The 19,032-nt window shown below is 73.8% G+C and carries 17 protein-coding genes; 11 read left to right on the top strand and 6 right to left on the bottom strand.

The window, feature by feature from the left end:
* Nucleotides 1-20: 20 nt before the first annotated feature.
* Nucleotides 21-1,475, bottom strand: a complete 1,455-nt coding sequence (locus tag LG395_RS19420) for a S1 family peptidase (protein ID WP_225810655.1) — start codon at nucleotides 1,473-1,475, stop codon at nucleotides 21-23.
* Nucleotides 1,476-1,680: 205 nt separating this feature from the next.
* Here LG395_RS19420 and LG395_RS19415 point away from each other — a divergent pair, with 205 nt between their 5' ends.
* From LG395_RS19415 to LG395_RS19395, 5 genes are all read left to right on the top strand, one after another.
* Entirely contained in the window at nucleotides 1,681-2,094 is a 414-nt protein-coding gene (locus tag LG395_RS19415) for a PaaI family thioesterase (protein ID WP_225810628.1), read from the top strand.
* A gap of 529 nt (nucleotides 2,095-2,623) precedes the next feature.
* Nucleotides 2,624-2,842: a hypothetical protein gene (locus LG395_RS19410; RefSeq protein WP_014676668.1), complete on the top strand. Its 219-nt coding sequence runs from the start codon at nucleotides 2,624-2,626 to the stop codon at nucleotides 2,840-2,842.
* A 102-nt stretch (nucleotides 2,843-2,944) separates the two neighbouring features.
* Nucleotides 2,945-3,751 (top strand): HlyD family efflux transporter periplasmic adaptor subunit, encoded by an 807-nt coding sequence (locus LG395_RS19405; protein WP_225810627.1) that lies wholly within the window; start codon nucleotides 2,945-2,947, stop codon nucleotides 3,749-3,751.
* Nucleotides 3,748-5,970, top strand: coding sequence for an NHLP family bacteriocin export ABC transporter peptidase/permease/ATPase subunit (locus LG395_RS19400; RefSeq protein ID WP_171150462.1), 2,223 nt, complete (start codon nucleotides 3,748-3,750; stop codon nucleotides 5,968-5,970). Before LG395_RS19405 ends, LG395_RS19400 begins: the two co-directional genes overlap by 4 nt.
* 1 nt (nucleotide 5,971) lies before the next feature.
* Nucleotides 5,972-8,788, top strand: a complete 2,817-nt coding sequence (locus LG395_RS19395; RefSeq protein WP_171150463.1) for an NHLP bacteriocin export ABC transporter permease/ATPase subunit — start codon at nucleotides 5,972-5,974, stop codon at nucleotides 8,786-8,788.
* 158 nt (nucleotides 8,789-8,946) lie between these two features.
* Here the strand turns inward: LG395_RS19395 and LG395_RS19390 are convergent, their stop codons facing one another.
* Entirely contained in the window at nucleotides 8,947-9,774 is an 828-nt protein-coding gene (locus tag LG395_RS19390; RefSeq protein ID WP_372463439.1) for a YhjD/YihY/BrkB family envelope integrity protein, read from the bottom strand.
* A gap of 191 nt (nucleotides 9,775-9,965) precedes the next feature.
* On the opposite strand from LG395_RS19390, the gene LG395_RS19385 reads away from it, so the two are divergent.
* Entirely contained in the window at nucleotides 9,966-11,084 is a 1,119-nt protein-coding gene (locus LG395_RS19385) for an MGDG synthase family glycosyltransferase (protein WP_225810626.1), read from the top strand.
* A gap of 10 nt (nucleotides 11,085-11,094) precedes the next feature.
* On the opposite strand, the gene LG395_RS19380 is transcribed toward LG395_RS19385, so the two are convergent.
* From LG395_RS19380 to LG395_RS19370, 3 genes are read right to left on the bottom strand one after another with little or no spacing between them, the layout of a single operon-like run.
* Nucleotides 11,095-11,880 carry a polysaccharide deacetylase family protein gene (locus LG395_RS19380; RefSeq protein ID WP_225810625.1) on the bottom strand — a complete coding sequence of 262 codons (786 nt, stop codon included), beginning with the start codon at nucleotides 11,878-11,880 and terminating at the stop codon, nucleotides 11,095-11,097.
* A gap of 7 nt (nucleotides 11,881-11,887) precedes the next feature.
* Nucleotides 11,888-12,811, bottom strand: coding sequence for a DMT family transporter (locus LG395_RS19375; RefSeq protein WP_225810624.1), 924 nt, complete (start codon nucleotides 12,809-12,811; stop codon nucleotides 11,888-11,890).
* 6 nt (nucleotides 12,812-12,817) lie between these two features.
* Nucleotides 12,818-13,657 (bottom strand): SDR family NAD(P)-dependent oxidoreductase, encoded by an 840-nt coding sequence (locus tag LG395_RS19370; protein ID WP_171150468.1) that lies wholly within the window; start codon nucleotides 13,655-13,657, stop codon nucleotides 12,818-12,820.
* Between the two features lie 249 nt (nucleotides 13,658-13,906).
* On the opposite strand from LG395_RS19370, the gene LG395_RS19365 reads away from it, so the two are divergent.
* The 5 genes from LG395_RS19365 to LG395_RS19345 all read left to right on the top strand — a co-directional run bounded on the left by LG395_RS19365 (nucleotide 13,907) and on the right by LG395_RS19345 (nucleotide 17,963).
* Complete coding sequence (locus tag LG395_RS19365) at nucleotides 13,907-15,412, top strand: MFS transporter (protein ID WP_225810623.1); 1,506 nt, start codon at nucleotides 13,907-13,909, stop codon at nucleotides 15,410-15,412.
* A gap of 137 nt (nucleotides 15,413-15,549) precedes the next feature.
* Complete coding sequence (locus LG395_RS19360) at nucleotides 15,550-15,726, top strand: hypothetical protein (protein ID WP_225810622.1); 177 nt, start codon at nucleotides 15,550-15,552, stop codon at nucleotides 15,724-15,726.
* A gap of 226 nt (nucleotides 15,727-15,952) precedes the next feature.
* On the top strand, nucleotides 15,953-17,014 hold the full coding sequence (locus tag LG395_RS19355) for an iron-containing redox enzyme family protein (RefSeq protein WP_225810621.1): 1,062 nt from the start codon (nucleotides 15,953-15,955) through the stop codon (nucleotides 17,012-17,014).
* A gap of 30 nt (nucleotides 17,015-17,044) precedes the next feature.
* The gene (locus tag LG395_RS19350) at nucleotides 17,045-17,689 is read left to right on the top strand and encodes a HemK2/MTQ2 family protein methyltransferase (RefSeq protein WP_171159505.1); all 645 of its coding nucleotides are present in this window, start codon (nucleotides 17,045-17,047) and stop codon (nucleotides 17,687-17,689) included.
* A 115-nt stretch (nucleotides 17,690-17,804) separates the two neighbouring features.
* Entirely contained in the window at nucleotides 17,805-17,963 is a 159-nt protein-coding gene (locus LG395_RS19345; RefSeq protein WP_171159506.1) for a CDGSH iron-sulfur domain-containing protein, read from the top strand.
* Nucleotides 17,964-18,172: 209 nt separating this feature from the next.
* Here LG395_RS19345 and LG395_RS19340 read toward each other — a convergent pair whose 3' ends face one another.
* A complete protein-coding gene (locus LG395_RS19340) occupies nucleotides 18,173-18,607 on the bottom strand; it encodes a protease inhibitor (protein ID WP_225810620.1) in 435 nt (144 codons plus the stop codon).
* Nucleotides 18,608-19,032: the final 425 nt, after the last annotated feature.

The raw sequence follows: 19,032 nt of genomic DNA, 5'->3' as shown, positions 1-19,032 counted from the left end.
GTCAGCGGGAGTGCGGCCGGTCAGTGGGAGCCGGTGAGGGACGACGACCCGTCGTCCGCCGCGCCGGCACCGGACGGATCGGCGCCGCCCCCGATTTGGTCACCGCCGGCACCGGCCTGGTGACCGCCGGCGCCTGCCTGGTCCCCCGCGCCCGCCTGATCACCGGCACCCGCACCGGACTGGTCGCCCGCGCCCGCCTGATCACCGGCACCGGCCCCGGACTGGTCGCCCGCGCCCGCCTGATCACCGGCACCGGCCCCGGACTGGTCGCCCGCGCCCGCCTGGTCACCGGCGCCGGCCTGGTCGCCCGCTCCGTTGCCGCCGCCCCCGCCGCCGTCGCCGAGCGTCGCGCCCGTGGCCTGGAGGGCGGTGGTGACCGGCTGGAAGAAGGTCTCGCCGCCGTTGGTGCAGTCGCCGCTGCCGCCGGAGGTGAGGCCGAGGGCGCTGCCGTCCTGGGTGAACAGGGAGCCGCCGCTGTCGCCGGCCTCGGCGCAGACGTTGGTCTGGATGAGGCCGGTGACGGTGTCGACGCCGTTCGGGTCGGTCTCGCTCTGGAAGTTGACGGTGGCGTCGAGACCGGTGACCTGGCCGTCGTGCAGCCCGGTGGTGGAGCCCATCCGGAACACGGTCTCGCCGACGGTGGCGTCCGCCGCCTGCTTGATCTGGACGGTCTGGCCGTTGCCGGCGTTGACCTCGCTGGGCGCCTGGGTGTTCGGGTCGTCGTACTTGACGAGGGAGAAGTCGCCCTCGCCGGGGAAGGTCGCCTGATCGACGGTGGCGATGGGCTGCCCGGTCGCGGAATCCGACCACTGCTTGGCGGCGACCCCGCAGTGACCGGCCGTCAGGAAGGCGGGGCTGCCGTCGGAGGCGGTGACGTTGAAGCCGAGGGAGCAGCGGACGCTGCCGCCCTGCACCTGGGAGAAGATGGCGTCGCCGCCGGAGACGAAGGTCTTGAACGTGCCGGAGGACTTCTTCAGGGTCGCCGTGCCGGAACCGAGCCCGCGCACGGCCGACTGCAACCTGTCCCACTTGGCGCCGGTCACGGTGGAGTCGGCGGTGACGAGGACCTTGTCGGTGCGGGGGTCGACGGCCCAGGAGGTGCCGGGAATGGTCGCCCTGGCCTTCAGGGTCCGCGCGGCGGCCTGGAGTTCGGCGGTGCTGTTGTCGACCTGCCGGACCACCGCACCGGCCTTCTTCGCCTGCACGACGACGTTGTTGTCGCCGCTGACCACGTTGACGACGAGCTGCTGCCTGCCGCTGTCGTAGTAGGAGCCGGCGAAGGCGTCGCCGAGGATCTTCTGCAGCCGGCCGGCGAGGTCGGAGGCGTCCGTGGCCTTCAGGGTCTTCACGTCCGCCGTGCCGCCCGCGGTCGCGTTGTCCTCGTCCTGGGAGGCGTTGGCGTTGGGCAGCAGCAGGGCCGCCGCCCCGAGCGCCGCGACACCGCCCACCGCTATCGCCGCCTTGCGCTTGGGCATTCGCTTGTGACTCAAACTTCTCGACCTCCACGGGGTCTGCCGCTGACGGGCAGTGCGTATCGGGTTCGTACCGGGGCGCCTGGATGGCCGTACGTACGCACCGGCCGCGCGGTGTGTTCAATTCCGCTTCCGCGCGGCTCGCACCGGCGCGGGGAACCGGCCATGCTCCGCGTGTCGTGGCGGGCGGCCGGGAACAATCCCCCATATGACGATGACCACCGCCGAAGCCGACAAGATCCTCTCCGGTAACTTCGCCCCCTGGGTGCTCGAGCTGGGCCTGACCGTCGAAGCGGTGGGCGAGGACCGGGCCGTGCTGCGTCTGCCCTGGTCGGACCGGCTGGCGCGGGAGGGCGGCGGACTGTCCGGACAGGCGCTGATGGCGGCGGCCGACACGGCGACGGTGATCGCGGTCTCGGCCGCCCGGGGCGGGTTCGTGCCGATGACGACGGTGCAGCAGTCGACCTCGTTCCAGCGGGCGGTGAGCGGCGCGGACGTCCTGATCGAGGCGGTGCTCACCAAGCTGGGCCGCCGGATGGCGTTCGCGGACGTCACGTTGAGCGACGCCGCCTCGGGTGCGCTGGCGGCCCGGGCGAGCACGGTCTACGCGATTCTCGGCTGACGCCACGTCGGCTGACGCCACGTCGACTGACGCTACGTCGACTGACGCTACGTCGACTGACACAACTCCGTGCCGACACGCTCGGCAACCGGTCAGACACGCTCAGCTGCGGACACGAAGCGGAATCCACCCTTCAGGGAATCTGCACATCGAATACCCAGGCGCGTCACGGCCGTACGGAGATCTGCACATCCGCGCGCCCCCCGGCACGTCTTTGGCGAGGAGTGCCGGATTCGCGATCCGAGGGGCAAGGCACCCGGCGCGGCGATGCCGTGCGGCATGTGAAGGAGTCGCCGACATGCCGTGCGCACACCTGCACGGTTGGACCCCGCTGAGGCACCAAATGCCCAGGTGGGAGCCCTGGTTGATTGGAAGCGGGCCCCGCGTGCGTGCTTTGATCCATCGCACCGCGGGGGTCCGGCGGGCTCCCGGAGACGGGGGCCCGGCGCCCGTGGTCGCGGCCGTCCGTCTGTCCCCAGAGGGGGCCGCTCCCCCCTTGTGAGATATCCATATGAAGGGAAGTTCCATCATGAACTCCACCCCCCAGGTCGAGACCGTCGAGATCTCGGACGCCGAGCTGGACAACGTCTCCGGCGGTCTGTCCGTGAACACCCTCAACAGCACCCTGGGCACCGTGAACGCGGTGGCCCCGGGCGTCACCGGCCTGGTCAACACGGTCGTCGGCACCGTCGAGGGCGTCTCCGGCCTGAACGTCGCCCCGGTCAACGGCCTGGTCGCCGGTCTCTGATCGCACCCCCGGTGTGACCGACGTCCCGGAGCCGTCCCACGGCTCCGGGGCTCATCGGTGCCCTGAAACACCCGCATCTCTCCCACAGGTGAGGGAAGACCCGTGCAGTTCCGCCAACAGGCCCTCGCCAAGCTCCAGTCACCGGAGGAGCTGGACCTCCCGGTGCGGCTGGCCCGCCCGCAGGGCTGGCTCGCGCTCGGGGTCACCGTCGTCGTCATGGCCGCCGCCTCCGTCTGGGCGGTGACCGGCTCGGTCACCTCCACCGTGAGCGCGCCCGCCGTCCTCACCCACGCCCAGGGCAGCTACGTGCTGCAGAGCCCGGTGGCCGGACAGGTGACGGCCGTCCTCGCCCGGCAGGGCCAGCGGCTGCCCGCGAACGCGCCCCTGCTCAAGGTGCGTACGGACAACGGCGAGAGTGTGGTGCGGACGGTCGCCGCCGGACGCGTCACCACGCTCGCCGCCACCCTCGGCCAGATCGTCCGGACCGGCACCGACGTCGCCGCGGTCGAGAAGGTCGCCCACGCCTCCGACCCGCTGTACGCGACCGTGTACGTGCCGGCCGAGAACGCCGCCGCCATCCCGGCGCACGCCGCGGTCGACCTGACCGTGTCCTCCGTACCGACGCAGCGGTACGGCGTGCTGCGCGGCGAGGTGAAGTCGGTGGACCGCACGGCGCAGTCCGCCCAGTCGATCTCCGCGTTCCTCGGCGACAGCCAGCTCGGCGAGCAGTTCACCCGCAAGGGCCGCCCGGTGGCCGTCCTGGTGGAACTCGCCGCGTCCTCGTCGACCAGGAGCGGTTACCGCTGGTCCTCCAAGGACGGACCGCCGTTCCGGCTCGACTCCATGACGCTCGCCACCGGCTCCGTCCGGCTCGCCGACCAGCACCCCGTCGATTGGCTGCTCCCGTGACCACCGCCCAGGAGACCCGAGGCCGCAGACGCGCGGCCCCCGCCAAGCGGCCGGTCCCCAAGTCCCGTACCGGCACGGTCCGTACGCCCACCGTGCTCCAGATGGAGGCCGTCGAGTGCGGCGCCGCCTCCCTGGCGATGGTGCTCGGCCACTACGGCCGGCACGTCCCGCTGGAGGAGCTGCGCATCGCCTGCGGTGTCTCCCGCGACGGCTCCCGCGCCTCCAACCTGCTCAAGGCGGCCCGCGGTTACGGCCTGACGGCCAAGGGCATGCAGATGGACCTGGCGGCCCTCGCCGAGGTGCGGGCCCCGGCCATCCTCTTCTGGGAGTTCAACCACTACGTCGTCTACGACGGCATGGGCCGCCGCTTCGGCCGGCGCGGGGTGTACGTCAACGACCCCGCCAAGGGCCGCCGTTTCGTGCCCATGGAGGAGTTCGACGGCAGCTTCACCGGTGTGGTGCTGGTGCTGGAACCCGGCGAGGGCTTCACCAGGGGCGGGCGCAAGCCCGGTGTGCTCGGCGCGATGCCGGCCCGGCTGCGCGGCACCGCGGGCACACTGCCCGCCGCCGTGCTGGCCAGCCTGCTGCTGGTGGCGGTCGGCGCGGCCGTGCCCGCGCTCAGCCGCACCTACATCGACACGTTCCTCATCGGCGGGCAGACCTCGCTGCTGGGCGTCCTGTTCGCCTCGATGGCCGCCTGTGTGCTGCTCACACTGGTGCTGACCTGGCTCCAGCAGGCCAACCTGCTGCACGGCCGGATCATCTCCTCCACCCTCTCCAGCGCCCGCTTCCTGCGCCATCTGCTGCGGCTGCCGGTGACGTTCTTCGCCCAGCGCTCCCCCGCCGACCTGGTGCAGCGCCTGCAGTCCAACGACCAGGTCGCCGAGACCCTGGCCCGCGACCTCGCGGCGGCCGGCGTCGACGCGATCGTGGTCGTCCTCTACGCGGTCCTGCTCTACACCTACGACCCGCAGCTGACCTTCGTCGGCATCGGCGTGGCCCTGCTGAACGTGGTCGCCATGCGGCTCGTCGTACGGCTGCGCGCGACCCGGACGGCGAAACTGCGCGCGGACACCGCGCGGCTCACCAACACGTCGTACACCGGCCTGCAGCTGATCGAGACGCTGAAGGCGACCGGCGGCGAGGACGGCTACTTCCGCAAGTGGGCCGGGCAGCACGCCACCACGCTGGAGGAGCAGCAGCGGCTCGGTGTGCCGAGCGCCTGGCTCGGCGTGGTCGCGCCGACGCTCGCCACCTTCAACAGCGCGCTCATCCTGTGGATCGGCGGGATGCGCGCGGTCGAGGGGCACATCTCGGTCGGTCTGCTGGTCGCGTTCCAGGCGCTGGTCACCCGCTTCACCGCGCCGCTGACCCGGCTCAACGGCGTGGCGGGCCGGATCCAGGACTTCGCGGCCGACGTGGCCCGGCTGAAGGACGTGGAGAACTTCCAGGCCGACCCGCTCTACGCCCGCCCCGGCGGCGGCGACTCGACCCGGCGGCTGCACGGGCACGTCGAGCTGGAGAACGTCACCTTCGGCTACAGCCCGCTGGACCAGCCGCTGCTGACCGGGTTCGACCTGACCGTCGGCCCCGGGCAGCAGGTGGCGCTGGTGGGCGGCTCGGGCAGCGGCAAGTCCACGGTCTCCCGGCTGATCTCGGGGTTGTACACGCCGTGGGACGGGGTGATCCGCATCGACGGCCGCCGGCTGGAGGACATCCCGCGCGGCGCGCTCGCCGCCTCCGTCTCCTTCGTCGACCAGGACGTCTTCCTCTTCGAGGGCTCGGTGCGCGACAACGTGGCCCTGTGGGACCCGTCGATCCCGGACGAGGCGGTGGTGGAGGCGCTGAAGGACGCGGCGCTGTACGACGTGGTGATGCGCCGGCCCGGCGGCATCCACAGCAGGGTCGAGCAGGACGGCCGGAACTTCTCCGGCGGGCAGCGCCAGCGCCTGGAGATCGCGCGGGCGCTGGTGCGCCGGCCGAGCATCCTCGTGCTGGACGAGGTGACCAGCGCGCTGGACGCGGAGACCGAGCAGGTCGTGATGGACAACCTGCGGCGGCGCGGCTGTGCCTGCGTGGTGATCGCGCACCGGCTGAGCACGGTCCGCGACAGCGACGAGATCGTCGTCCTCCAGCACGGCACGGTCGTGGAACGCGGGCGGCACGGGGAGCTGGTGGCGCGCGGCGGCGCGTACGCGGCGCTGGTCAGGGAGCGGTGAGATGACCTCCGTACACGAAGGCGACCTCGTCCTGGGCGCGCTCGGCTCGCTTGGCACGCGGTTCGACTGCGCCGGTCTCGGCCGCCTGGACCTGGAGGGTCCGCAGGTGCTGTGGCTGGTCGCGGCCGGCGCCCTGGACCTGTACGCGGTGGACGCCGCCCAGCAGGGCCACTGGCACCACCTGGGAAGGCTGGAGGCGGGCACGCTGCTGCTCGGCCCGGTCGCCGGCCCCCAGCACACCCTGGTGGCCCGGCCGGTCCGGGACTGCGTGGTGCACCGCGTCGGCCTGCGCGAGCTGTACCAGCCGGCGCAGACCCAGACCTGGTCGTACGACGAGTACGGCAACCCGCAGTACGTGCCGCCGACGTCGAGCCCGCTGGAGTACGCGCTCGCCCTCGGTGTCGGCCGCGGCCTGTCCGTCCTCTTCCAGGCCCCGCTGGCCGAGGAACGGGCGACGGCCCCCGCGGACGACGACGTGTTCTGGATGCAGGTGCCGCCGGGCAGTGTGCAGTACGGCTCGCTGTACGGCGCGGAGGCCGCCGCCGACCTGCTGGTGGACCCGGCGCTGTGGCAGAGCATGGTGGACCAGCAGTACCGGCTGCTGACCGCGCTCGACCGGTGGATCGAGCAGCTGGAGCGCACCCACGAGACCCGGACGGCCGCCGGGATCAAGGCCGGTGAGGCCGTGCGCGCCCAGGCCGACCGGACCCTGCTGGCCTCCATCGGCAAGCGCTCCTCGCGCCGTACGACCGCCGCCGACGCCGACGCCACGTACGCGGCCTGCAAGCTGGTCGCCGAGGCGGCCGGCATCCGGCTCGCCGAGCCCGCGCAGAACGGCACGGGGAGCGACCGGCTGGACCCGGTGGAGCGGGTGGCGCTGGCCTCCCGGGTGCGGACGCGGGCCGTCCGGCTGGACGGGCGCTGGTGGCGGGAGAACGTGGGCCCGCTCGTCGGCCACCGGGCGCTGTCCGGGGCGCCGGTCGCACTGCTGTGGCGGCGCGGCGGCTACGTCGCCGTGCACCCCGGGACGGGGCGCGAGACGCCCGTCGAGAAAGCGAACGCGGAGGAGTTCGAGCCGCGCGCGGTGATGTTCTACCGGCCGTTGCCCGACAGACCGCTCGGGCCGCTCGGGCTGCTGCGGTTCAGCCTGCGCGGCACCCGCGCCGACCTGCTGAACCTGCTCCTCGCGGGGCTGGTGACGGTGGCGGTCGGCGCGCTGGTGCCGATCGCGACCGGCAAGGTGCTCGGCGAGTACGTGCCGAAGGCGCAGGAGGACCTGATCGTCCAGGTGTGCCTGGCGGTCATGGTGAGCGGGGTGGTCGCGGCGGCGTTCACGCTGCTGGAGAACCTGTCCATCCTCCGTCTGGAGGGCCGGATCGAGGCGGCGCTGCAGCCCGCCGTCTGGGACCGGCTGCTGCGGCTGCCGACCCGTTTCTTCACCCAGCGCTCGACGGGTGAGCTGGCCAGTGCCGCGATGGGCGTCAGCACGATCCGCCGGCTGCTGGCGGGCGTCGGCCCGGTCGTCGCCCAGTCGGTGACCGTCGGCGCGATGAACCTCGCCCTGCTGTTCTGGTACAGCCCGGCGATGGCGACGGCCGCGATCGGCATGCTCGTCGTCATCGCGGCGGTGTTCGGCGGGCTCGGGCTGTGGCAGGTGCGCTGGCAGCGGCGCCTGGTGGTGCTCGGCAACAAGCTGAACAACCAGGCGTTCCAGACCCTGCGCGGGCTGCCGAAGCTGCGGGTGGCGGCGGCCGAGAACTACGCCTACGCGGCCTGGGCGCGCCAGTTCGCGCACAGCCGGGAGCTCCAGCAGAAGGCCGGCCGGATCAAGAACCTCACCACGGTCCTCGGCGCGGTCTACCTGCCGGTGTGCACCCTGCTGATGTTCATGCTGCTGGCGGGCCCGGCCAGGGGGGCGATGTCGGCCGCGGACTTCCTCGCCTTCAGCACGTCGGTGACCATGGTGCTGACCTCGGTCACCCAGCTGACCGGCGCGTTCGTGTCGGCGGTGGCGGCACTGCCGCTGTTCGAGGAGATCAAGCCGGTGCTGGAGGCCACCCCCGAGGTGCGCACGGCGAGCACCCGCCCCGGCCCGCTGTCCGGCGCGGTGGAGGCCCGCCGGCTGTCCTTCCGCTACGCCGACGACGGTCCGCTGGTGCTGGACGACGTGACCTTCGCCGTTCGGCCGGGCGAGTTCGTGGCAGTCGTCGGCCCGAGCGGCTGCGGCAAGTCCACGCTGCTGCGCCTGCTCATCGGCTTCGACCGGCCGGTCTCCGGCAGCGTCCTGTACGACGGGCAGGACCTGGCGGCGCTCGACCAGTCCGCGGTACGCCGCCAGTGCGGCGTCGTCCTGCAGCACGCCCAGCCGTTCAGCGGCTCGATCATGGACGTCATCTGCGGCACCGAGCCGTACACACCCGAGGAGGTGATGGCGGCGGCGGAGCTGGCCGGGCTGGCCGAGGACATCCAGCGGATGCCGATGGGGCTGCACACGATCGTCGCGGGCAGCGGGGCGATCTCCGGCGGTCAGCGGCAGCGCCTGATGATCGCCCAGGCGCTCATCAGGCGCCCGCGCATCCTCTTCTTCGACGAGGCGACCAGCGCCCTGGACAACGACACCCAGCGCGTCGTCATCGACAGCACCCGCAAGCTGAACGCCACCCGGATCGTCATCGCCCACCGGTTGTCGACCGTCATGGACGCCGACCGGGTGATCGTGATGGAGGACGGCAAGGTCGTCCAGCAGGGCACCCCGGCCGAACTGCTCGCGGACACCGGGGGCCGGCTGCACGAACTGGTCCGCCGGCAGCTGGCCTAGTGCCTCTCGTTTGGATCAGGCCGGGCTCGCGGGCCCTGGCACCGCGCCTCGCCGCGTTGTCGTCGGTTGCCATGGCTCCGCCATGGCGCCCTCCTCCGCCTTGCGACGCACGGCACCAGACCCCGCTCCCTGATCCGGCCTGATCCAAACGAAAGACCCTAGTGCCGCTCGTTCGGCTCACGCGGGGCCGGCTCGTCCTCGTGGTGGGACGGCACCCAGTGGTGCTGGGTGAACCAGCGGCCGAAGAGGGCCCCGCCGTAGATGACGAAGCCGACGCCGATGAGCCAGGACTCGACGACGAGCACGGTGCCGACGGCGCCGTAGCTCAGGGCGTTGGTGACGATGAGCGGGGTGAAGACGAGGTAGGAGAAGGCGCGCAGGCCGGCCAGGCCGACGACCGTGGCCACCGCGCCGGGCAGCAGTGAACGCCAGTGGATCTGCCCGCCGAGCAGGAAACGCTGTCCCCACCAGAAGAACAGCACTCCGATCAGCGCGGAGAACACGATCCGCTGCGTCCCGTACAGCGTCGACTTCGTCGCGACCTCCTGGTAGAGGTACGCCGTCAGCACCACCAGCCAGGTCGCCTGCCGCCACACCCGGTGCCAGGGCCCCGAGGCCAGTCCCCAGATCCGCTCGTAGGCGTTCTGCACACTCCCGCCGAAGGAGACGCCGAACACGGCGAGCAGGACGCCGCTCCACACGCTGGTGGTGCCGATGACCTTGCGCGGGGGGCTGATGGCATCGGTGACGACGTGGGCGGACCGGCCGGACAGGCCCATGCCGTCGGTGAGCCAGGAGGCGAAGCCGCCGCGTACCAGCGGGTCGGCCGCGGCGACCACGATCAGCAGCGGGGCCAGCGTGACCAGCGCCAGGGTGGCGAAGCCCATGGCCCGGTGCATCAGCTCCAGCTCCCGGCCGTGCTCGAACAAGGCCTGGACCCGCAGCCACCGCCACGCGCGGTGCAGGCCGCGCCGCAACCGCCTCACGGCACCTCCCGCCGCTCGCCGCCCACCGCACGCTCTGTCGTGCCGATCCATCCAGCCTGGCACGCGCCGCGCGACTCGCAGCCGGAGGGCGGGCACCGGCCCGGCACACTGCTGCGCACGGGTGACCGCCGGGCCGGCGACACGGCCGGCGGGTCCGGTTTGCGGGGCGCGGCGGCGGAGAATCGGGCTCCGTGCCTACCACCGAGGACGCGCCGGACGGCCGGCGGCGCATGCTGATCCTGAGCGCGAGCATGGGAGCCGGTCACGACACCGTGGCCGCCGAGCTGGCGCGGCGGGCGGCCGGCCGCGGCCACGAGACCCGCGTGGCCGACGTGCTGGCGCTGCTGCCGTACGGCCTGGGCACGGGGCTGCGCCGCGGCTACCAGGCCTCGGTACGGCACCTGCCCTGGCTGTACGGCGGGGTCTACGGCGCTTTCCTGCGCGGCGGGCCCGGCCGGCGGCCCAGCGGGGTCCCGCTCGCCCGGCTGGCCGGGGACCGGCTGACGGAGCTCGTGGACCGCACGGGCGCCGACGTGGTGGTGTCCGTCTTCCACCTGGCCGCGCAGCTGACCGGGCATCTGCGGGAGCGGGGCGGGCTGCGGGTGCCGAGCGCCGTGTTCCTGCTGGACTTCGCGGTGCACCGGCAGTGGCTGCATCCGGGCAACGACCGCTATCTGTGCCTCACGGACGCGGCGGCGGCGGACGTACGCCGGTTCCTGGCCGTGCCGGCCGTCACGACCGGCCCGGTGGTCGCGCCCGCCTTCCGCGCGCCGGCCGCCGGGGAGACCCGCTGGCGGGAGCGGTTCGCCCGGCGGGCGCCCGGCCGGCCCCCGGTGCTGCTGTCCGCAGGTGCCTGGGGCGCGGCGTCCCGCCCGGCCGCCACCGCCCGGCTGCTGGCGGCGGCCGGCTATCTGCCGGTGGTGCTGTGCGGCCGCAACGAGCGGCTGCGCGCCCGTGTCTCCCGGGAGCCGGCGGCGCTGGTCCTGGGCTGGGTCGACGACATGCCCGGCCTGCTGGCCGCGTGCTACGCCCTGGTGGACAACGCGGCCGGCCAGACCGCCGTCCAGGCCCTCGCCGCGGGCCTGCCCGTGATCGCCCACCGCCCGCTCCCCGGCCACGGCGCCGACGGCGTGTGCCGCATGAGCGAGCTGGGCCTGTCCGAACTGGCCCCGGACGCCCCCGCGCTGCTGGCGGCACTCGGGCGGCTCGGCGAGCACACCCGGGAACGCACGGACCGGGTGGCCCGTGGACGTGCCGTGTTCCGGGCGGACGCGCTGGACCGCGTGACGGACCTGGCGACGGGTGCGTGAGAGGCCCCCGTCACTCCCCCACCAGCTCGGCCGGCACCACCGCCCCGCCGTGAACCGGGACCGGAACCACCCCGTGGTCGCGCAAGGGCCCCACCGTCCACCCCGCCTCCCGGCAGTCCCGGACGACCGTTGGCAGCGCGGCCAGCGTCGCCTGCCAGCAGCCGGGGGCCGCGTGGCGGTCGGAGTCGTGGAGCAGGACGGTGCCGCCGCCGCGCAGGTCCGCGGCGACCCGGGCCCGTACGGACGCGGCCGTCGCGTCGGCGGTCCAGTCCCTGCCCCATGCCGACCACAGCACCGTGCGCAGTCCGGCCCGCCGGGCGGCCAGCCAGCGGCTCGTGGTGAGGATGCCGTACGGCGGGCGGTACCACCGGGGCCGGTGGCCGGTGAGGTCGTGCACCGCGCGGACGGTCCGGGCGACCTCCTCGGCGTCACGGGCGAACGCCGGCCACCAGGGCCGGTCGTGGGTCCAGCCGTGCACCCCGAGCTCGTGCCCGCGCCGTACGGTCTCCCGGACCAGCGCCGGATGGCGGACCGCCTGCTCGCCGAGGACGAAGAACGTGGCCCGCGCCCCGAGCTCGTCCAGCGCTTCGAGGAACCGCGGGGTCGACGCCGGGTCCGGTCCGTCGTCGAAGGTGAGCGCGATGTGCCTGCCGGGGCCGGTACCGGCGAGCCCGGGGAAGAGCGGCAGCCGTACGCCCGGGAGCCAGGTGGCCGCCGGGCCGACGTGGGCCGCGGCGACCGCGGCGGGCAGCAGCACGGCGGCCGTGCGTACGGCGCGGCCGGACACGAGGGACATGGGTGACCTACCTCCTGGGGGTGCGCGGGAGAGCGGTGGTGGAGCCGGGGGACTCCTTCGGGTCCGTGGCGTCCCACTCCCCGCCGACGGACGGCGAGTGGACCAGGCCGATGCTGCCCGCGCCGATGAGGGCGACGCCGATCGCCTCCGGCAGCAGGCTGAGGCCCAGATGGATCGATTCGCCGAACAGCACCCAGCCGAGCACGACGCTGGTGAGCGCGTCGCCGAGGGTGAGGGCGGGCTGGGAAGCCGTCAGCGAGCCGGCGCCGAGCGCGCCCTGGAGCAGCAGGAACGCGACGAGTCCGGCGACCCCCGTGGCGTACAGCGACCAGTGTCCGAACATCTCCGCCGGTCCCTGCCCGAGCCGTCCCACGGCCTCCTTCAGCAGCGCCGCGGTCGTGGCGAAGGACACGGCGGAGGCGAGGCCGAGCAGCGCGGCCCGGGACGCGCCCCGGGCCGGGCGCGCGAGCAGGACCAGCAGGACGACGACGCCGAGCGCCCCGCCGCCGCCCAGCAGCCAGTCCCCCGGGCGCGCGGTGGGCCGGCCGGCGGAGGGCGCCGCCGCCAGGAGGAACAGGGCCAGTCCGCCGGCGAGGGCGACGAACGCGAGCCAGGTGCGGGCCTTGGGGCGGCGCCGGAAGACGACACTGCCCACGGCCAGCGTGAACAGCAGTTCGGCGGTGAGCAGGGGCTGGACCAGGGACAGGCTGCCCACGGCCAGCGCCCCGGCCTGCAACAGGCTGGACAGCCCCAGCAGCCCGGCGCCCGCCAGCCAGGAGGGCCTGCGCAGCAGGTGGGCGAACCGGCGCAGCGCGGAGGCCCTGCCGTCCTGGTCCGGCTCCTCCTGCACGGCGGCCCGGCGCTGCAGCACCGACGCGGACGCGTTGGACAGGGCCGCGAGCAGGGCGAGCAGGACCGTCAGCGCCATCATGACCGCTCACCCGAAGCGGGCGGCGAGCCGCCGGTAGAGTCCGGGCGCGGCGCCGCGCACCCGGGCGGGCAGCCGCAGCCACCCGGGGACGTACACCTCGTCCCGGCCGTGCAGGACGGCGGCGCAGACCGCGTCGGCCACGCGTTCGGCGGACACGGGCCTCGGCCAGGACCGCGCGTACGGGGTGCCCCGCCGGTCGAAGAAGGGGGTGGCGACCACGCCGGGGATGACGTGGCTGACGCCCACCCCGGTGCCGCCGAGCTCGTAGCGCAGGCAGTCGGCGAAGGTGGCCAGCGCGGCCTTCGCGGCGGAGTAGACGGCCTCGCCGCGCACGCCCACGCTGCCCGCGAGGGATCCGATGAGCACGACGCGTCCGGATCCGGCGGCGACCATGTGCGGCAGCACGGTCCGCACCAGGTGCACGGTGGCCAGCAGGTCGACCCCCACGATCTCGTCGATCCGCGCGGCCGGCATGCCGGTGAAGTCCCCGGCCCAGCCGAGGCCGGCGCCCGCGACGAGCAGGTCCAGCCGCCCGAGGTGGTCCAGCGCGAGTCCGGCGAGCCGGCGGTCGGCGCCGGGCCGGGTCAGGTCGCCGGGCAGCGCGACCGCACCGGCCTGTGCGGCCACCTGCTCCAGTCGGGTGACGTCGCGTCCGTTCAGGGCCAGCCGCCAGCCGCCCTCGGCGGCCAGCCGGCGGGCCACGGCCGCGCCGATGCCCGAGGAGGCGCCGGTCACCAGGGCGGCACCGCCCCGGCCGGGGCGGGCAGCGGTCTTCGCCCTTACGGCCGGGGCCCGGAGCGGCCGGGTCTCGTTCGACGGTCCTGCGGGGGACGGGGCATGGGACATGGTGACGACCTCACTGCGACGGCGTTGCACGGGCTCGCGAACTCCGGGGCCGAACCTTCGCGGTGTATCCAGGGCGCCACACACTGAAACACCGCGCACGGCGAAGCGCGCCGCGATAAAGAAACGTTGCCGTTTCGCTCGGGGTGACCTAAGCTCTCGGTGTACGAAACAGTTTCGTTTACGAGCTGTTCGCCTTCTCGTACCCCTGTGCCGTCCCGTACCCGAACGACTTCCCTGGAGTGGTTCCGCATGCCCGAGAAGACCCTGGCCGAGACCTCCCGCGCGGCAGCCGCGGCGCCGGAGCACACCGAGGCCTCGCCCAAGCGGTGGTGGATCCTCGCGGTCATCGCGACGGCCCAGCTGATGGTGGTGCTCGACGCCACGATCGTGAACATCGCCCTGCCGTCCGCCCAGAGCGACCTCGGCTTCTCCGACGGCAACCGGCAGTGGATCGTCACCGCCTACGCCCTGGCCTTCGCCTCCCTGCTGCTGCTCGGCGGCCGGATCGCCGACATGTTCGGCCGCAAGACCGCCTTCCTCATCGGCGTCGTCGGCTTCGCCGCGGTCTCCGCGCTCGGCGGCGCCGCGAACGGCTTCACCATGCTGGTCGTCGCCCGCGCCCTCCAGGGTGTCTTCGGCGCGCTGCTCGCGCCCGCCGCGCTCTCCCTGCTCAACACCACCTTCACCGACGCCCGCGAGCGGGCGCGCGCGTTCAGCGTGTACGGCGCGATCGCCGGCGCGGGCGGTGCGTTCGGTCTGCTGCTCGGCGGTGTGCTGACCGACGCGCTGGACTGGCGCTGGACGCTGTACGTGAACGTGGCCATCGCGGTCGTCGCCTTCGCGGGCGGCTGGCTGCTGCTGGGCAACCACCGCGACGCGGCGAACGCCAAGCTCGACGTCCCGGGCACGGTCCTGGTCGCCGCCGGCCTGTTCTCCCTGGTCTACGGCTTCTCCAACGCCGAGACCCACGACTGGGACTCGCCGCTGACCTGGGGCTTCCTGATCGCGGGTGCCGTGCTGCTGACGGCCTTCGCCTGGTGGCAGACGCGGACCGCGCACCCGTTGCTGCCGCTGCGCATCCTGATCGACCGCGACCGCGCGGCCTCCTTCCTCGCGGTGCTGATCGCCGCCGGCGGCATGTTCGGCGTGTTCCTCTTCCTGACCTACTACCTCCAGCTCAACCTCGGCTTCAGCCCCACGAAGACCGGAGTGGCGTTCCTGCCGATGGTCGGCGCGCTGATGGTGACCGCGCAGGTGGGCACCACGGTCCTGCTGCCCCGGACCGGCCCGAAGGTCGTCATCCCGCTGGGCTTCGCGGTCGCCACGGCCGGCATGGCCTGGCTGACCGGCATCGGCCTCGGTTCCCACTACCTCGGCGCGGTGCTCCCGCAGCTGATCGTGATCGGCGTGGGCCTCGGCCTCGTCATGCCGACGGCCATGCAGCTGGCCACCGGCGGGGTCGCGGCCGAGGACGCGGGCGTGGCCTCCGCGACCGTCAACGCCATGCAGCAGGTGGGCGGCTCGATCGGCACGGCCCTGCTGAACACCCTCGCGGCGAGCGCGGCCACCGACTACCTGGCCGGCCGGGACGCCACCAGCAAGCTGGTGCAGGGGCAGGCAACGATCGAGAGCTACACCACCGCCTTCTGGTGGTCGGCGGTCCTCTTCGGCGCCGGCGCGGTCATCGCCTTCCTCTGCTACCGGCGCGGGGTGCCGCGGCAGGACGCGGGCGCCGCACCCGTCGTCCACATGTGACAGCCGTAGCAGTCCGGGCCCGAGGGGCCGCCGTCAGCAGGGAGACGGCGGCCCCTCGCCCCGTCCGGGGGGACGCTTGGGACGCCTCGCTCGGGTAACCCGCCAAGGAGATCACCTCGCCGACGGAAGGAGACGGCATGCCTGGCGGGAACGGCCACGACGACCACGAGGACCGGCCGGACACGGCCCTGGAGGAAGTCCTCCGGGAGGTCGAGGACGCCGAGGAGCGCGACGAGGACCCGTCCGCCTCGGGTGAGGCCGGGGACACCATCACCCCGAGCCCCACGGCGCAGGAGCAGGCGAAGGGCGACTGAGGCCGGCCGGGCGGGGCGCCCGCGGGGCGCTCCGCCCGCACCCGGGCCGCCCCGCACGCAGGCGCGGGCGCGACCCGGCCGGTGCGGTGCGACCGGTGGCGGCGCAGGCGAGCCGGACCGGGGCGGACGAGGGACGCACGGGCCGGGCTGGCGGGCCGGAGTGCGGCCGATCACCCGTGCTTCTCCGCTCACTGGTGCTTTCCCGCGCGGCGGGTACCCGAACGCCATGAACCACTACGTGCGAGGACCCCTGCTGCCCCCGCCCCGAGGCCCGCTCTCCGCCGCGGTCGCCGCGTACCTGCGCGGTGCGGGCCCGCTTCCCGATCCCGCGGACGCCGGGGCCGCCGATCCGTACGGCGACGACCTCCAGCTCGCCCTGTACCTCTGCTACGAGCTGCACTACCGCGGCTTCGCCGGTGTCCCGCCGGAGACCGAGTGGGACCCGGGGCTGCTGCGCGTCCGGGCCGCGCTGGAACACCGCTTCGGTGCCGCGCTGCGCGCCGACACCCCGGTCCACGACACCCTGGACGACGCGCTGGCCGCCCTCCTCGTCGAGCCGGCCGAGGGCACGGGGGTCACCCACTTCCTCAGTGCCGAGGGCGAGCTGTGGCAGCTGCGGGAGTACGCGGCGCTGCGCTCGCTGTACCACCTGAAGGAGGCCGACCCGCACGCCTGGGTGCTGCCGCGGCTGTGGGGCCGGGCGAAGGCGGCGATGGCCGCGGTGGAGTACGACGAGTTCGGCGGCGGCCGGGCCGACCGGGTGCACGCGCGCCTGTTCGCCGACCTGATGACGGACCTGGGCCTGGACACCACCTACGGCCGCCACCTGGACGCGGCCCCGGCCGAGATGCTGGCCGTCGTCAACCTGATGTCCCTGTTCGGCCTGCACCGCGACCTGCGCGGCGCGCTGGTGGGCCACTTCGCCGAGGTGGAGATCACCTCCTCGCCCGGCTCCCGCCGGCTGGCCGAGGCGATGCGCCGCACCGGCGCCGGTCCGGCCGCCGAGTTCTTCTACGACGAGCACGTGGAAGCGGACGCGGTGCACGAGCAGGTCGTCCGGCACGAGGTGATCGGCGGACTGCTCGACGAGGAACCGGAGCTGGCGCCGGACGTCGCCTTCGGGATCGACGCGACCGAGTACCTGGAGGACCGGCTGGCCCGGCGGCTGCTGGACGCCTGGCGCGCGGGACGGTCGTCGCTGCGGACCCCGCTGGCCTCCCCCGTGCGCACGGCCCCGGAGTCCCTCGTGGGGGCACCCGTGGAACAGGGGGCTCCTCATACATCCTGATTCCCGGGGTACCCGCGCGACGTGATCGCTATGGTGCTTCCGGGTGTGTACGCCCCGCAGGACGACACGGAGCTGCTGGCCGAGGCCCTTCACGAGGAGGCGCCGCCGCCCGGCGCACAGGTGCTGGACGTCGGCACCGGGAGCGGTGCACTGGCCCTGGAGGCGGCCCGCCGGGGAGCGGTCGTGACCGCGGTGGACGTCTCCCGGCGGGCGGTGTGGACGGCCCGGCTGAACGCGTGGCTGACGCGGCTGCCGGTGCGTATCCGGCGCGGCAACCTCTTCACACCGGTGCGGGGCCGGACGTACGACCTCATCCTGGCGAACCCGCCCTACGTCCCGGCGCCCGACGCCGGCCGCGGGCCGCACGGCCGGGCCCGGGCCTGGGACGCCGGGTGCGACGGGCGGCTGCTGCTGGACCGGATCTGCCGGGACGCGCCGGCGCTGCTGCGCCCCGGAGGGGTGCTGCTGATGGTGCACTCGGCGCTGAGCGGTCCCGACCGCACCCTGGAGCTGCTGCGGGCGGCGGGCCTGAAGGCGTCGGTGGTCCGGCGCCGCTGGATCGCCTTCGGCCCGGTGCTGCGTTCCCGGGCGGACTGGCTGCGCCGGCGCGGGCTGCTCGCGCCGGCCGAGGACAGGGAAGAGCTGGTGGTGATCCGTGCCGAACGACCCTGCTGACTCCGTGGACGCCGCGGCCTCCGTGGACGCCGCGAACGCCGTGGACTGCGCGGCGGACACCGCACCTGCCGGTCCCACGGCCGGGGCTTCGGCGGACCGGGCGCGGAGGATCACCATGCAGCGGCGCGGGCCCCTCCTCGTGGAAGGGCCCGTGGAGATCGAACTGGAGGACGGGACCACGGTCCGCTCGGACCGCTTCCGCGTCGCTCTGTGTACCTGCCGCCGCAGTCGCCGCTACCCCTGGTGCGACACGAGTCACCGGCGCAAGGCCTGAACATCTGGTTGAAACAGATTGTTTTTCGCCGCTCCCCGGGCGGTCCCCCACGGACCGGCCCGGGGAGCGGCTGTGTGCCCGGGCCCGGCGGGCGGCCCCACTCCGCCCGCCGGCCCCGGCGCGAGATCCCAGGTTCCCCGCTCCAGGGGGCCGCACTCCCCAGTTGCGGGCCTGATCCGGCGTCCACGGGGACCCCTGCGATCCCGGTCCTAGAAGGCGAACAGAGCGCCGCCGGCGGCATCCCTCATGCACACGTTGCCGAAGGTGCGCTCGTAGGAGACGCGCTTGCCCTGCCAGACGCCCTGGACGGTGACGACGACGGGGTCGTAGACCTTCGTGCACATCACGTCGTCGGCCGGCTTCAGGGCCTCCGGTTCGCCGCCGACGAGCCGCAGTTCGGCACAGGCCTGGGCGGCGGCCGGGTGGGTGCCGGAGGCGGTGGGGGCGCAGGTGAGGGTGACGGCGCGCTCCGGAGTGGCCGTGGCCGCGTCGTCGCCGTGGCCGGTGGTGAGCACCAGGGCCGAGGGGGCGTAGAGCGACGACGGGGCGGCGCCCGGTGCAGCGACGGCGGCCCCGGTCAGGGGTCCGCAAACGGCGGCGGCCGTGAGGCCGAGGGCCGCTGCCCAGCGCGCGGTGTTCCGCATTGTGTGCATCCTTCCGCTCGAACATTCGGGTCGCCGGCTCCGGCCCGGTCGGGTGCCGGAAGCGGCGAGCGCCACTCTGCCGACTCCGCCGGCGAAACTCACATCGAACCCATGGGTTTCAGTAACCTTTCGTGTTGAATCAGTGGCGCGAAGTCACGGAATTCGAACGTGGTCCCCCCGGAACCAGGCGGATCCCCGGTTGCGGAAGCGGTCGGATGGCCGAAAAACCTCTCTTCGTTAATCGTCCTGAAACATTCCGGCTCCGACCGTGCCGCGCCCCTTCATGACTCCTCGTGTTCATGAAGTGATCACCGGATGCCGGTGCCTCCGCCACCCCACCGATGGGCGATTCATCCACCGGCGGCCCGAAAGTTGGACGAACCGTCCTCTGGATCACACGGCTGCGCCCGCCGTACCGTCAGCGC

The organism is Streptomyces spinosus, assembly GCF_020400655.1.
GTDB lineage: Bacteria > Actinomycetota > Actinomycetes > Streptomycetales > Streptomycetaceae > Streptomyces > Streptomyces argyrophylli.
Note: the sequence above shows the minus strand (reverse complement) of the source record. Positions and strands in the feature narration are given on the sequence as shown.

Excerpts from the sequence above, each read along its gene's own strand:
- LG395_RS19340 (WP_225810620.1), bottom strand. The coding sequence starts at position 18,607 with ATGCGGAACACCGCGCGCTGGGCAGCGGCCCTCGGCCTCACGGCCGCC.
- LG395_RS19375 (WP_225810624.1), bottom strand. The coding sequence starts at position 12,811 with ATGATGGCGCTGACGGTCCTGCTCGCCCTGCTCGCGGCCCTGTCCAAC.
- LG395_RS19345 (WP_171159506.1), top strand. The coding sequence starts at position 17,805 with ATGCAGCGGCGCGGGCCCCTCCTCGTGGAAGGGCCCGTGGAGATCGAA.
- LG395_RS19380 (WP_225810625.1), bottom strand. The coding sequence starts at position 11,880 with ATGTCCCTCGTGTCCGGCCGCGCCGTACGCACGGCCGCCGTGCTGCTG.
- LG395_RS19365 (WP_225810623.1), top strand. The coding sequence starts at position 13,907 with ATGCCCGAGAAGACCCTGGCCGAGACCTCCCGCGCGGCAGCCGCGGCG.
- LG395_RS19395 (WP_171150463.1), top strand. The coding sequence starts at position 5,972 with ATGACCTCCGTACACGAAGGCGACCTCGTCCTGGGCGCGCTCGGCTCG.
- LG395_RS19350 (WP_171159505.1), top strand. The coding sequence starts at position 17,045 with ATGGTGCTTCCGGGTGTGTACGCCCCGCAGGACGACACGGAGCTGCTG.
- LG395_RS19370 (WP_171150468.1), bottom strand. The coding sequence starts at position 13,657 with ATGTCCCATGCCCCGTCCCCCGCAGGACCGTCGAACGAGACCCGGCCG.
- LG395_RS19360 (WP_225810622.1), top strand. The coding sequence starts at position 15,550 with ATGCCTGGCGGGAACGGCCACGACGACCACGAGGACCGGCCGGACACG.
- LG395_RS19355 (WP_225810621.1), top strand. The coding sequence starts at position 15,953 with ATGAACCACTACGTGCGAGGACCCCTGCTGCCCCCGCCCCGAGGCCCG.
- LG395_RS19420 (WP_225810655.1), bottom strand. The coding sequence starts at position 1,475 with ATGCCCAAGCGCAAGGCGGCGATAGCGGTGGGCGGTGTCGCGGCGCTC.
- LG395_RS19410 (WP_014676668.1), top strand. The coding sequence starts at position 2,624 with ATGAACTCCACCCCCCAGGTCGAGACCGTCGAGATCTCGGACGCCGAG.
- LG395_RS19415 (WP_225810628.1), top strand. The coding sequence starts at position 1,681 with ATGACGATGACCACCGCCGAAGCCGACAAGATCCTCTCCGGTAACTTC.